10 protein-coding genes are annotated in these 12190 nt (G+C 73.1%); 5 read left to right on the plus strand and 5 right to left on the minus strand.

Features of this window, described 5'->3' with window-relative positions; all coding sequences use genetic code 11:
* Positions 1-4: 4 nt before the first annotated feature.
* Positions 5-229 (minus strand): hypothetical protein, encoded by a 225-nt coding sequence (locus tag OJ997_RS19610; RefSeq protein ID WP_270026901.1) that lies wholly within the window; start codon positions 227-229, stop codon positions 5-7.
* 84 nt (positions 230-313) lie between these two features.
* On the opposite strand from OJ997_RS19610, the gene OJ997_RS19615 reads away from it, so the two are divergent.
* The gene (locus OJ997_RS19615) at positions 314-1882 is read left to right on the plus strand and encodes an alkaline phosphatase D family protein (RefSeq protein WP_270026902.1); all 1569 of its coding nucleotides are present in this window, start codon (positions 314-316) and stop codon (positions 1880-1882) included.
* A 363-nt stretch (positions 1883-2245) separates the two neighbouring features.
* Here the strand turns inward: OJ997_RS19615 and OJ997_RS19620 are convergent, their stop codons facing one another.
* Positions 2246-2806: a histidine phosphatase family protein gene (locus OJ997_RS19620; protein WP_270026903.1), complete on the minus strand. Its 561-nt coding sequence runs from the start codon at positions 2804-2806 to the stop codon at positions 2246-2248.
* 8 nt (positions 2807-2814) lie between these two features.
* Between OJ997_RS19620 and OJ997_RS19625 the strand changes: the two genes are divergently transcribed.
* On the plus strand, positions 2815-4575 hold the full coding sequence (locus OJ997_RS19625) for an acetyl/propionyl/methylcrotonyl-CoA carboxylase subunit alpha (RefSeq protein ID WP_270026904.1): 1761 nt from the start codon (positions 2815-2817) through the stop codon (positions 4573-4575).
* Positions 4568-5878, plus strand: coding sequence for a M20/M25/M40 family metallo-hydrolase (locus OJ997_RS19630; RefSeq protein WP_270026905.1), 1311 nt, complete (start codon positions 4568-4570; stop codon positions 5876-5878). The genes OJ997_RS19625 and OJ997_RS19630 overlap by 8 nt, the downstream gene beginning before the upstream one ends.
* 1 nt (position 5879) lies before the next feature.
* Here OJ997_RS19630 and OJ997_RS19635 read toward each other — a convergent pair whose 3' ends face one another.
* The 3 genes from OJ997_RS19635 to pdxR are packed head-to-tail and all read right to left on the minus strand — an operon-like array spanning position 5880 to position 10333.
* Positions 5880-6092, minus strand: a complete 213-nt coding sequence (locus OJ997_RS19635; protein WP_270026906.1) for a hypothetical protein — start codon at positions 6090-6092, stop codon at positions 5880-5882.
* Positions 6093-6133: 41 nt separating this feature from the next.
* Positions 6134-8938, minus strand: coding sequence for an ATP-binding protein (locus OJ997_RS19640; RefSeq protein WP_270026907.1), 2805 nt, complete (start codon positions 8936-8938; stop codon positions 6134-6136).
* Positions 8939-8950: 12 nt separating this feature from the next.
* Entirely contained in the window at positions 8951-10333 is a 1383-nt protein-coding gene (gene pdxR, locus OJ997_RS19645; protein WP_270026908.1) for a MocR-like pyridoxine biosynthesis transcription factor PdxR, read from the minus strand.
* 47 nt (positions 10334-10380) lie between these two features.
* Here pdxR and OJ997_RS19650 point away from each other — a divergent pair, with 47 nt between their 5' ends.
* On the plus strand, positions 10381-11370 hold the full coding sequence (locus OJ997_RS19650) for an SIS domain-containing protein (protein ID WP_270026909.1): 990 nt from the start codon (positions 10381-10383) through the stop codon (positions 11368-11370).
* On the plus strand, positions 11367-12188 hold the full coding sequence (locus OJ997_RS37680; RefSeq protein ID WP_270026910.1) for a DMT family transporter: 822 nt from the start codon (positions 11367-11369) through the stop codon (positions 12186-12188). Before OJ997_RS19650 ends, OJ997_RS37680 begins: the two co-directional genes overlap by 4 nt.
* The last annotated feature ends 2 nt before the right edge of the window (positions 12189-12190 follow it).

Consider the following 12190-nt stretch of genomic DNA (forward strand, 5'->3'; position numbering starts at 1 on the left):
GACCCTACCGGTCGCGACGCTGCCGATCCTTCAGTACCCCGCCGATCACGACCGCGACGAGCAGCCCGAGCAGCAGCACGTTCTTGATCTTGTTGGCCCACTGCAGCCAGTCGGGCACGTCGATGTCCGGCAGCGAGACGTTCACCGACGGTCCGTCGATGAGCCGCAGCCCGACGTTCACGGCGACGATCAGCACCACGACGACCAGGACGGAGGCGATGCGTGACATGTCCCGATCATCGGGAGCTCACGCGCTGTGAACATCCGGCGGTAGTCGACTTCAGGCCCTACCAAAGTCTGTACGCTCGCGCGCATGCTGACCCGTCGCCAGCTCGTCCGCCGTGGGGCCGCGGGCGCTGCCGTCCTGCTCCTCCCGCCCGCCACCGCGCGCGCCGCCGTGCTCCGCAGCGGCCGCTTCCGCCAGGGCGTCCTGTCCGGCGATCCCACGCCGACCGGGATCACGCTGGCGACCATCCTCGACGAGGCCGAAGGGCGCGGCAGCGTCCGTCTCGAAGTCGCGCGCGACGCGGCCTTCCGGCGGGTCGTCGCGTCACGCAACATCACCACGAGCGGCGCCGACGGTCACTCCGTGAAGGCCCGGATCAAGGGCCTGGACCCGCACGAGCGCTACTTCTACCGCTTCGAGACGCGCACCACGCAGTCCCCGGTCGGCCGTTTCCAGACGGCGCTCCCGGAGGACTCGAACGAGACGGTGAAGTTCGCGTTCTTCTCGTGCGCGGACTACACGCACGGCTACTACAACGCCTACGAGCTGATGGCGCGTGAGGACATCGACTTCGTCGTCAACCTCGGCGACTACATCTACGCCGAGGCCTACCACTCGCGCAAGAGCGGCACGGGCGTCCGCGACGACAAGATCGGCGAGGCCAAGACGCTCGCCGACTACCGCGACAAGTACGCGCTCTACCGCTCCGACAAGGCGCTGCGCGACGTCCACGCGAAGTTCCCGATGATCGCCACCTGGGACGACCACGAGGTGGTCGACAACTACGCCGGCAACGCGCCGGGCGGCGGGCTCGACGCGTCCAAGGGCTACTCGAACGCCCGCAAGAACGCCGGCTACAAGGCGTACTTCGAGGCGATGCCGTTCTTCCCGAGCGGCCGCAGCCGGATCTACCGCGGCCTGCGCTTCGGCAAGACGGTCGACATGGTCATGCTCGACCAGCGCCAGTACCGCGACGACCAGCCGTGCGGCGACGCCGTCGCCGCGCCCTGCGCCGACTACGACGCGCCGCGCGCGTACCTCGGTCGCACGCAGCTGGACTGGGTGAAGCAGCGCCTCGCCACCTCACCCGCCGCTTGGAAGGTGATCGGCAACGAGGCGATGATGATGAACGCCGAGCTGCCGGGCGGGAACTACTACGGCTTCGACTCCTGGCAGGGCTACAGCAACGAGCGCGAGGAGCTGCTCGAGCACCTGCGTGCCCGCGCGATCAAGGACGTCGTCTTCGTCACCGGCGACATCCACACGTTCATCGCCGGCGACGTGCGCACGCAGCGCAACCGCGGTGAGTCGGTCGCGCTCGAGTTCGTCGGCGGCTCGATCACGTCGCAGTCGTTCGGGGAGACGAACCTGCCGATCGGCGGCGGCCAGACCCTTCCCGGCAACGACGCGAACCCGAACACGGCGCCCGCGATCATCGACACGCTGCGCGGGCTGAACCCGTGGGTCGACCAAGCCGACTTCGACCACCACGGGTACGGCCTGGTGGAGGCGAACGCGTCCAAGTTCGACGTGACGCTCAAGCGCGTGCAGACGATCAAGAAGCGCTCGCGCGCGACGCTGCCGACCGCGGGCTTCACCTACTCGGTGGCGCGCGGGCAGACGTCGATCAAGGGCGTCAACGGGCCGAAGGGATGAACCGCCGTCCCCGACTCGAGCTGCGTGGCAGCAGCGCCACACCGGAGGAGGCCGCGGCCGTGATCGCCGCGATCGAACAGTTCATGCGCGACACCACCCCGCCGCCCGTGGAGGAGGGTCCCCAGGTGGTCAGCCCGTGGGTCCAGGCGGCGAGGCTTGATGGTGTCGACCGCGATCCAGGGAGGGGGTCCTGGACTTCAGGTTCGTGAGTGGGGGTCACCGGCCGGCACGGCGGCCCCATTGTGCCGGCCGGCCGGTTCCCACTTGAGTCGCTCATCAAAGGCCCCAGATCAGAGCGACTGTGACCTCTGGAACGCACCCTCGCGCAGGAACTTGCGGTCACCAGAGCGCAGGTCACATCGCTTACAACCTGGGCGTCCAGGCATAGCGTTCGACGAACGGCGGACGGAGCACGGTGACGCTCGTGTTGCCCGGCCCGATCACGGTTTGCGGGTCCGCGCCGGTCACGTGCGTGAGGGCCGCGCGGATCGCGCCGCCGTGGCAGACGACCAGCCACTCACCGCCGGCCGCGGCGAGCTCGTCGAGCGCGCCGCCGACCCGTGTGACGAATCCCACCCAGGACTCGCCGTCGTCCGCGTGCAGCGGACCGCCGCGCCACGCGCCCTGCTGCTCGTCGGGGAACTCGGCGACCATCCGCCCGGCCCACGAGCCGAGGTCGATCTCCCGCCAGCGCGCGTCACGCCGCGCGTCGGGATACCCCAGCAACGCCGCGGTTTCGCTCGCCCGCTGCAGGTCGCTCGTGACCACCTGCTCGAAGCGCGGCAGAAACGGGCGCAACGCCTCCGCCTCACCGCGGCCGACGTCGGAGAGCGGCGTGTCGGTCTGCCCTTGCAGGCGACCGTGGGCGTTGTAGGTCGACTGGCCGTGGCGGACCAGGACGATGCGGGCTGGGGATAGGATCACGCGCCCCCATGTTTACTAGGGTCCTGGTCGCGAACCGCGGCGAGATCGCGGTCAGAGTGATCCGAGCGTTGGACGAGCTCGGAATCGAGTCGGTGGCGGTCTACTCCGAAGCCGACCGCGACGCGCAGCACGTCAAGCGCGCCACCCACGCCTACCTGCTCGGGCCGGGCCCCGCGGCGGAGTCCTACCTGAAGGTGGACAAGCTGCTCGAGGTCATCGCGGAGTCGGGCGCCGAGGCCGTGCATCCGGGCTACGGCTTCCTGGCGGAGAACGCCGCGTTCGCGCGGGCGCTCGAGGACGCGGGCGTGACGTTCATCGGTCCGCCGGCGAGCGCGATCGACGCGATGGGCTCCAAGACCAAGGCGCGCGAGCTGATGCAGAACGCCGGCGTGCCGATCGTGCCGGGCACGACGGACCCGGTGGAGACCCTCGAAGACGCCGAGCGCATCGCCGAGGAGATCGGCTACCCGGTCGCGGTCAAGGCGGCCGGCGGCGGCGGAGGCAAGGGCTTCAGAGTGGCGCTCGAGCCCGACAAGCTGCAGGACGCCTTCGAGGGCGCCGCGCGCGAGGGCGAGAAGTTCTTCTCCGACGCGACCGTCTACCTCGAGCGCTACCTGCCGGACCCGCGTCACGTCGAGGTGCAGGTGCTCGCCGACGGCGAGGGCAACGTCGTCCACCTCGGCGAGCGCGACTGCTCGATCCAGCGCCGCCACCAGAAGCTGATCGAGGAGTCCCCGGCGCCGCTCGTGGACGCCGAGCTGCGTGAGCGGATCGGCAAGATCGCCGTCGACGCCGCGCGCGCCGTCGACTACCGCGGCGCGGGCACGATCGAGGGCCTGCTGTCGGAGGACGGCGAGTACTTCTTCCTGGAGATGAACACGCGCGTCCAGGTCGAGCACTGCGTGACCGAGGCGGTCACCGGCGTGGACATCGTGCGCGAGCAGATCCTGATCGCCGCGGGTGAGCCGCTCGGCTTCGGCCAGGACGACATCCACTGGCACGGCCACGCGATCGAGTGCCGCATCAACGCCGAGGACGCGTCGAAGAACTTCGCCCCCGCGCCCGGCACGGTCGCGCACTACCGCGAGCCGAGCGGCCCCGGCGTGCGGGTCGACTCCGGCGTGCTCTCCGGCAGCGAGATCACCCCGCTGTATGACCCGATGGTCGCGAAGCTGATCGTCTGGGACGCCGACCGCGAGAAGGCCACGCGCCGCATGGCCCGCGCGCTGAAGGAGTTCGAGATCGAGGGCGTCAAGACCCTGATCCCGTTCCACAAGGCGATCATGGCCTCCGAGCAGTGGGCCAAGGGCGAGACCTGCCGCGACCTCATTGAGGACAAGCAGTGGCTGAAGACGCTCGCGTTCGACGCCGCGCCCAAGCCCGATGACGGCGAGGACGAGACGGTCACCAAGGACTACGTCGTCGAAGTCGGCGGCAAGCGCTTCGAGGTCCGCGTGCACGGCGAGGCAGGTGGCGCCGCACCGGTCGCCGGCGCCGCCAAGGCCGCGCCGAAGAAGCGTGAGCGCAAGGCGTCGGGTGGCGCCGGTGGCGGCGACACGCTCGCCTCACCGCTGCAGGGCAATGTGTTCAAGGTGCTCGTCGAGGAAGGCGCCGAGGTTCAAGAAGGCGCCCTCGTGTGCATCATCGAGGCGATGAAGATGGAGAACGAGATCACCGCGCATAAGGCAGGCACGATTGCCGAGCTGCCCATCAAGGAAGGCGCCGCGGTCAAGTCCGGCGACACGCTGGCGGTGATCAAGGGTGGCTGATCTCCAGGGAGAGGTGCTGGACTGGCTCTCGATCCCCTCGATCTCCGCGGGCGCCCGCGACGAGGAGGCGCTCCGGCACGCCGCCGCGTGGGCGATCCAACGCGTCCGTCGCGCGGGCGGCACCGCCGAGATGGTCGACACGCCGGGCGGCGCGCCGCTCGTCGTCGGCGAGCTGCGCTCGGCGAAGAAGAACGCGCCGACCGTGATGATCTACGGCCACTACGACGTGCAGGACCCGGGCGACCCCGAGCTGTGGGACTCACCCCCGTTCGAGCCGACGATCCGTGACGGCCGCATCTACGCGCGCGGCGCCACGGACGACAAAGGCAACTTCCTCCCGTTGCTGCACGTCGCGTGCGAGCTCGGGAAGGCCGGCAAGCTGCCGGTGCACATCCGCGTGCTGATCGAGGGTGCGGAGGAGACCGGCTCCGACGACGTCGGCGAGTGGGTCCGCCAGGACGCGCGCGGCGCGGACGCGGTGATCGTGTTCGACTCCGGCATGGTCGACGCCGACCGGCCGGCGCTCACGCTCGCCACGCGCGGCATGGTGTTCGCGCACGTCGAGGTCCGCACGGGCACGCAGACGGCGCACTCGGGCATGTACGGCGGCGCGGCGCTCAACGCCTTCCACGCGCTGCACCGCGCGCTCGCCGCCGTGCTCCCGGGCGCGGACGGCAAGCTGCCGGAGCCGCTGCGCGCGGGCGTCCAGCCGCCGTCCCCGGCCGAGATCGAGTCGTGGAAGACGCTCCCGACCGGTGAGGAGGAGCTCGCGGGCGTCGGCGCCCGGCCATCCGATCCCACCGCCACAGCCGAGTTCTACGTCCGCACGACCGCCGAGCCGTCGGTCGACGTCCACCGGGTCAGCGGCGGGCAGGCGCGCACGATCGTCGTGCCCGTGGCCGAGGCCGACCTGTCCGTGCGGATCGTCGGCGGCCAGCGCTCGGAGGAGATCGCGCGCAACCTCGAGCAGCTGCTGCGCGACGCGCTGCCCGACGGCGCCGAGCTGGTGTTCTCCGCCGAGCGCGCCGAGCCGAGCGCGTTCGATCCCGAGCACCCGGTGCTCCAGGCCGCCCAGCGCGCGCTGGAGAAGGCGACCGGCGTCGCTCCGGCGCTCGTGCGCACCGGCGGCACGCTGCCCGTGCTGGCGGCGTTCGCGGAGCGGGGCATCCCGGCGATCGTGTCCGGCTTCAGCCTCCCGGACGACGCGCTGCACGCGCCGAACGAGTCCTACCGGCTCGTCGCGCTCGAGCAGGGTGCGGCGGCGGCGAAGGCGCTCTACGAGGAGCTCGGCGCGCTGAAGTAGCTCACCGGCGCTCGAAGCGCCTGCGGCACAGGTCCAGCGCGTACTCTGGCGCGTTGACGGTCGGCCCGTCATCGAACCGGACGCGCCAGCGGCGCTGGATCCAGCCTGCCTGGCCGACGACGAGACCCTTCGTGCCGCGCGCCACGCCTTCGGGGAGGGCCTGGTTGGCCATCACCCGGGCGCCGACGTCGATCGTCTCGGTGTGCGTGTCCACTGGAAGTTCAAACGCGCGCGAGGCGCAGGGATTGCGGTCATTCAGGCAACGTCCGCAAGCGCCTCTGCAAGCTGCTTGCGCGAGCGTACGCCGAGCTTGACGAACGCGCGACCCAGGTGCGTCTCGACCGTCTTCTCCGTGACGAAGAGGGATTGCGCGATCTCGCGGTTGGTCAACCCCTCCGCCGCCATCTGGGTCACGCGGCGCTCGCTCGGGGTGAGCTCGTCGCGGCTCGCGGCCGCGCTGCGCCGTGGGCGGGCGCCCGTGGCCAGCAGCTCCCGGTGCGCGCGCTCGACGAGCAGGCCCGCGCCGCAGCGGAACGCGCCCTCCTGGCCTGCCCGGAGCAGGTCCCGGGCGGTGTCGCGACGGCCCGCGCGTACGAGCGCGCGGCCGAGGTCGATCCGGGCGCGGGCGAGCTCGAGCGCGCCTTCGCTGCCCGTCAAGGCTTCGACCGCCTCGGTCAGCAGCTCGATCCGCCGCTCGCCCGACTCCCCGAGCGCGGCGGCGCGCAGCGCCACGCCGATCGCGCGCGGCGCTCCGATCTGGCGCGCGAGCCGCAGCTCCTCGGCCGCCAGCGCGCGCCCTTCCTCCAGTCGGCCGAGGGTGAGGCAGACCTCGGCGGCGCTGGAGCGCCACGCGATGATCTGCGGCGTCCCGACGCCCCAGCGCTGCTCGCGCTCGCCGCACGCCAGCAGCGCTTCGAGGCCGCCCTCGGCGTCCCCGAGCCGGGCTTTGAGCCACCCGCGCGCGTGGATTGCCTGGCTGTACGGCAGGTCCTCCGTGGGCTGGGTGGCGAAGAAGTCGTCGGCCAGCGCGAGCAGCTCGGCGTCGCCCTCACCGCGTTCGAGGCGGGTGAAGACGAGCGCGTTGAGTGCGCACGCGAGGTAGCCCTGGGAGCCCTGGACGTCGTTGCGCAGGTCCAGCGCCGCGGTCGCGTCGGCCTCCGCCTCGGACAGGTTCCCGCGCCGGTAGTGCAGGAGCGAGCGGAGGCTGGAGGCGGCCGCGAAGCCGACGCTCGAGCCGCGCCGGCGCGCGTCCGAGACGGCGCGGTCGTACGCGCGCTCGGCCTCCTCGTAGCGCTCGGAGAACATGAGCGCCGTGGTCGAGGTGACGTAGACGTGGCCGCCCGCGCTGACGTCCGTCGGCTGCTCGGGGCCGAGCGCGAGCCGGGCGAGCTCGGCCGACCGCTCGCACGGCCCGGCGGCGATCACGGTCTCGAACGCGCTCGCCATCAGGTGCATCCGGTCCAGCCGCGTGCGGGCCGCGTCGGGAGCCTCCAGGCGCGCGATCTCCGCCGCGAGCAACGGACGCGCCGCGAGCGAGATGTACGCGGCGGAGACCAGCTCGAGCTCCAGCTCCTCCGCGAGCGGGCCGGCGCCGACCTCCGCGAGCGCGTGTCGCAGCACCTCGATCGCGGCGGGCGAGTCGCCGCGCAGCTTGAGGCAGCGCGCGAGGTCGACGGCGATCTGGCCGCGCTCGTCCGCGTCGGCGGCCAGCGCGGTCGCCTCGCGGAAGTGCACGACGGCGGCGGGGCGGCCGGACCGCGCCTCGGCGCGCGCGAGCTCGGTCAGCACGGCCGCGCGCACCTCCGGCGACGGGGGCTCTTCCAGCGCGCGTTGCAGCGAGGCGACGGCCGTGCCCGGGTCGCCGAGCACGAGCGCCCGCTGGGCGGCCGCGCGGAGCGCCTCGACCGCCCACGCGTCCTCCCGCGGCGCGGTCAGCGCGAGGTGCGACGCGACCTCCTCGGGCGCGGCGCCGCGGTCGGCGAGCAGGCGGGCGGCGCGGTGATGCCCGTTGGCGCGCACGTGCACGGGGAGGTCGTGGTAGATCGCGCTGAGGACGATCGGGTGCACGAAGCCGAGCCGGTCGGCCTCGTCGCGGGTGAGGACGTCGGCGCGGCACAGCGCGTCGAGCGCCTGCTCGGCGGTCGTCGGGTCCTGCTCGGCGAGCTGCGCGGCGATCGCGGGCTTGGCGCCCTCGCCGAGGATGGCGATCGCCTGGGCCATCGCGGGCGCGTTCGCCGGGAGCCGCTTGAGGCGCTGCAGCACGACCGTCGAGATCGCCTCCGGGCCGAGCGCGCGGACGGTCGCCGCCTCTTCGTCGGTGGCCTTGAGCCGCTTGTGGACGACCTCGAGCAGCAGCTCGCGAACGAGGAACGGGTTGCCGCCGGTGGTCTCGTGGCAGGCGCGGCAGAAGCCGTCGCCGGCGTGCCCGTCGACGGCCCCGCGGACCCACTCGCGGACGGCTTCACCGCTCAGCGCGGTGGGCCTCAGGACGTGGGTGACCGGGTCCGTGACCAGCGCGCGCAGGACGTCGGACTCCTGCTCGGCGCGCGGGCGGGTGCCGACGAGGAGCGCGACCGGCAGGTCCTCCAGGCGCCTGAGGAGGAAGCCGAGGAAGCTCAGGCTCGGCTCGTCGGCCCACTGCGCGTCGTCGACGCAGACGACGAGCGGCTGCTCGGCCGCGAGGTTCGCGCACAGCCAGTAGAGGCCGTGCAGGCGCGCGTACGAGGACTCCTCGGCGCCGTCGCTGAGGTCGAAGATCGGCTTGGCGAGCTCCGCCGCGCCCGCGAACGGCAGCTCCCCGGTGCGCGCGAGCGCGGGCTCGAACAGCTGGCGCACGACGCCGAACGGGAACGCGCGCTCGAGCTCGGAGCCGCGCGCGTGCAGGACGAGCATGCCCGCTTCGCGGCCCTGCCCGCGGGCGGCGGCGAGGAGGCTCGTCTTGCCGATCCCGCCCGGCCCCTCGACCGCGAGCGCCTGCCCCGTGCCGGCGCGGGCACGGGCGAGCGTCCGATCCAGCTCGGCAAGGTCCTCCTCCCGTTCGAGCAGCTCTGGCGCGTGCACGCTCCGCGCATCCTAAGCGGGGCACACGGCCTGCGCGAGCGCGGCGACCGTGCCGGGGATCGCGGCGCGCTGCAGCCGGCCGTAGCCGATGACCAGCGCGGGCTCGTCCTTCGGGGTGAGCCGGTAGGCGTTGAGGCCGTTGACGCGGATGCGGTTCATGGCCAGGCGCGCGACCACCACGTCCTCGTCGGTGCCGGGCGGCAGGCGCAGCAGCAGGTGCAGGCCCGCCGCGACGCCCTCGACGGTGCAGCCGTCGAGGGTCTGGAGCGCCGCGACCAGCTCGTCGCGGCGCTCGCGGTACTCGCGGCGGGTCCGGCGCAGGTGGCGGTCGACCTCGCCGCCCGCGAGCAGCCGCGCGTAGGCGCGGGCCGTGATGGCCGGGCCGCCCGAGTCCATCGCCCAGCGCTCGGCGGCGATCGCGGCGGTGAGGTCCGGCGGCGCGAGCACCCAGCCGAGGCGTAGCGCGGGCGCGAGCGTCTTCGACGCCGTCCCGAGGTAGACCACGCGATCGGGCGCGAGGCGCTGCAGCGTGCCGACCGGCGCGCGGTCGTAGCGGTACTCGGAGTCGTAGTCGTCCTCGATCACGACGCCACCCCACGCGAGCAGCGCCCGCCGACGCTCCGGCGACAGGACCGCGCCCGTCGGGAACTGGTGCGCGGGCGTGACGAGCACGGCGTCGGCCTTCAGCCGTGACGGGTCGATCCCGTGCTCGTCGACCGGGACGCCGACCACGCCGAGCCCAGCGGAGCGGATCGTCGCCCACGCGTCGTCGAGCGACGGGTCCTCGACCGCGACCCGCGTCGCCCCGCGCTGCTTGAGCGCCCGGCACGTGAGCCACAGCCCCTGCGTGTAGCCCGACGTGATCACGAGGTCGTGGGGCCGCGCGACCGTCCCGCGCACCCGCACGAGGTAGGCCGCGAGCTCCCCGCGCAGCTCGTCGTCACCGCGCGGGTCGCCGTAGTCGAGCGCCGCGTCGGGCATCTCGGTGAGCGCGCGCCGCAGCGCCGCCGCCCACGCCCGCCGCGGGAACGCGGACAGGTCGGGCGCCGTCGCGGTCAGATCCAACCGAGCCGCCCCCACCTCCGGTCCTTGCGAATCTAAAGCGGGACTGTCCCGCTTTAGATTCGCCGGGACGGCTCGGACGACCGGTGCGGCGCCGTGGCGCACCTCGATCCAGCCCTCCGCCGCGATCTGCGCGTAGGCCTCGCTCACGACGCCGCGCGAGACGTGCAGCGACTCGGCCAGCACGCGTGAGGCCGGCAGGCGCGTGCCCGGCGGCATCCCGCCGCCGGTGATCGCCGCGCAGATCGCGTCCTCGAGCTGGGCCCGCAGCGGCTCCGGGCGCGTGCGGTCCAGCGAGGCGAAGAGCTCCAAAGTGGCACGGTTCAGCGGCATCGAAGTGGACCTTCCGGGTGGGCCACTGAGAAGGTACCGTCTGGCCGATGTCCGATATGCCGGAGCTGCGCGCAGGCCCGCCGTGGGCCATGGAGGAGATGATCTACGCCGAGCCGGGGCTGGTCGAGCCGATCCTGGCGTTGTCCGGCGCGGTGGAGGCCGCGGAGTCGCTCCGCGAGGGCGGCCCGATCGTCATCGTCGGCTGCGGCACGTCCGAGCACGCGGCGCTGGCGGGCGCCGCGCTGATCGACGGGGCCGTCGCCCGCGACGCGTTCGAGGCGTCGCTGGCCCCGCAGGAAGGCGGCGTCTGCATCGCGGTCTCGCACGAGGCCGGCACCGCGGCGACGTTGAAGGCGCTCCAGGCCGCGGCCTACAACGGCGCCCGCACGATCCTGATCACGGCCAAGCCGGAGGAAGTGGCCGGGGGCGAGCTCGCGCCGGACATCGTCGTCGCCACGCCGCTCGTGGACACGTCGTGGTGCCACACGGTCGGGTACGTCTCGCCGCTGCTCGCGTTCACCGCGATCGCCGACGCAGCCGACGCCGCGACCTGCACCCGCGTCATCAACGACACCCTCGAGCACCGCGCGCGCTTCACGGACGCCGCCCGCGACCTCGCCTCGGTGGAGCGGCTGATCGTCACCGGCAGCGGCCTCGACGAGATCACCGCGCGCGAGCTCGCGCTCAAGGTCGAGGAGGGCCTGCACCTGCCGACCACGCCGCTCGGGCTCGAGAAGGTCCTCCACGGCCACCTACCGGCCGCCGACGCCACGACGGGCATCGTCGTCCTGCGCATCGACCCGTCGTCCGCCGCGCAGCGCGACGCCCGCGCCGACGACGTGCTCGCCGCCGTCGCCGAGCTGGGCATGCCTGCCGTCACGATCAACGCGCTGCCCGAGGGCCACCCGCTGCTCGCGGGCGCGATCGCGCTCCAGCTGCTCACGCTCGAGCTGGTCCACCAGGCCGGCACCAACCCCGACCTGATCCGCCGCGAGCAGCCCGCCTACAAGGCCGCCGCGGACGCTGCGTCCACGTGAGCGGCGCCCCCGCGGCGCTGCTGGCGTCACTCCTCTGGGGCACCGCGGACTTCCTCGCCGGACGCGCGAGCCGCGTGCATCCCGCGGTGCTCGTCGCGCTCGTCGGCCAGGCCGCCGGGCTCATCGCGCTCGGGCTGATCCTCTCGATCCGCGGCCTGGACGCGGAGTCGCTCGTCCCCGGAGCGCTCTCCGGTGCCGTCGGCTCGGTCGCGATCCTCGCCTTCTACCGCGCGCTCGCGCTCGGGACGATGAGCGTCGTCGCGCCGATCGTCGCCACGTCCGCGATCGTGCCCGTCTTCGCGGGCGTCCTGCTCGACGGCGAGCGCCCTGGTGGCCTGCAGTGGCTGGGCATGGCCATGGCGCTCGCGGGCGTGATGCTCGCCAGCCGCGAGCCCGTGCACACCACCGCCGTCGACCCGCGCAAGGCGATTCAGCTCGCCCTGGTCGCGGCCTTCTTCATCGGCCTCGCGCTCGTCTTCCTCGACGGCGCGGCCGAGCACGACTCGCTCGGCGGCGTCTTCGCGGCCCGAATCGTCGGCGTGGCCGTCCTCGGGGTCCTGGCCTGGCGCGTCGCCGCCCGCGCGCCCCTCAAAGAGCTCCCCAAGCTCGGCGCGATCGGCCTGCTCGACACCGGCGCGAACACCGCGTTCGCGATCGCCACCACGGGCGGCCTGCTCAGCCTCGTCGCCGTCCTTGGCGGCCTGTTCCCGGTCGTGACCGTCGCGCTGGCCTACGTGATCCTGCACGAGCGGCTGGTCCCGATCCAGCGCGTCGGCGTGCTCCTCGCGCTGGCCGGGATCCCGCTCATCAGCGTCTGAGC

It is taken from the genome of Solirubrobacter phytolaccae (genome assembly GCF_027587195.1).
GTDB lineage: Bacteria > Actinomycetota > Thermoleophilia > Solirubrobacterales > Solirubrobacteraceae > Solirubrobacter > Solirubrobacter phytolaccae.

Coding starts and splice junctions, on each gene's coding strand:
- OJ997_RS19610 (WP_270026901.1), bottom strand. CDS start 229: ATGTCACGCATCGCCTCCGTCCTGGTCGTCGTGGTGCTGATCGTCGCC.
- OJ997_RS19615 (WP_270026902.1), top strand. CDS start 314: ATGCTGACCCGTCGCCAGCTCGTCCGCCGTGGGGCCGCGGGCGCTGCC.
- OJ997_RS19625 (WP_270026904.1), top strand. CDS start 2,815: ATGTTTACTAGGGTCCTGGTCGCGAACCGCGGCGAGATCGCGGTCAGA.
- pdxR (WP_270026908.1), bottom strand. CDS start 10,333: ATGCCGCTGAACCGTGCCACTTTGGAGCTCTTCGCCTCGCTGGACCGC.
- OJ997_RS19650 (WP_270026909.1), top strand. CDS start 10,381: ATGTCCGATATGCCGGAGCTGCGCGCAGGCCCGCCGTGGGCCATGGAG.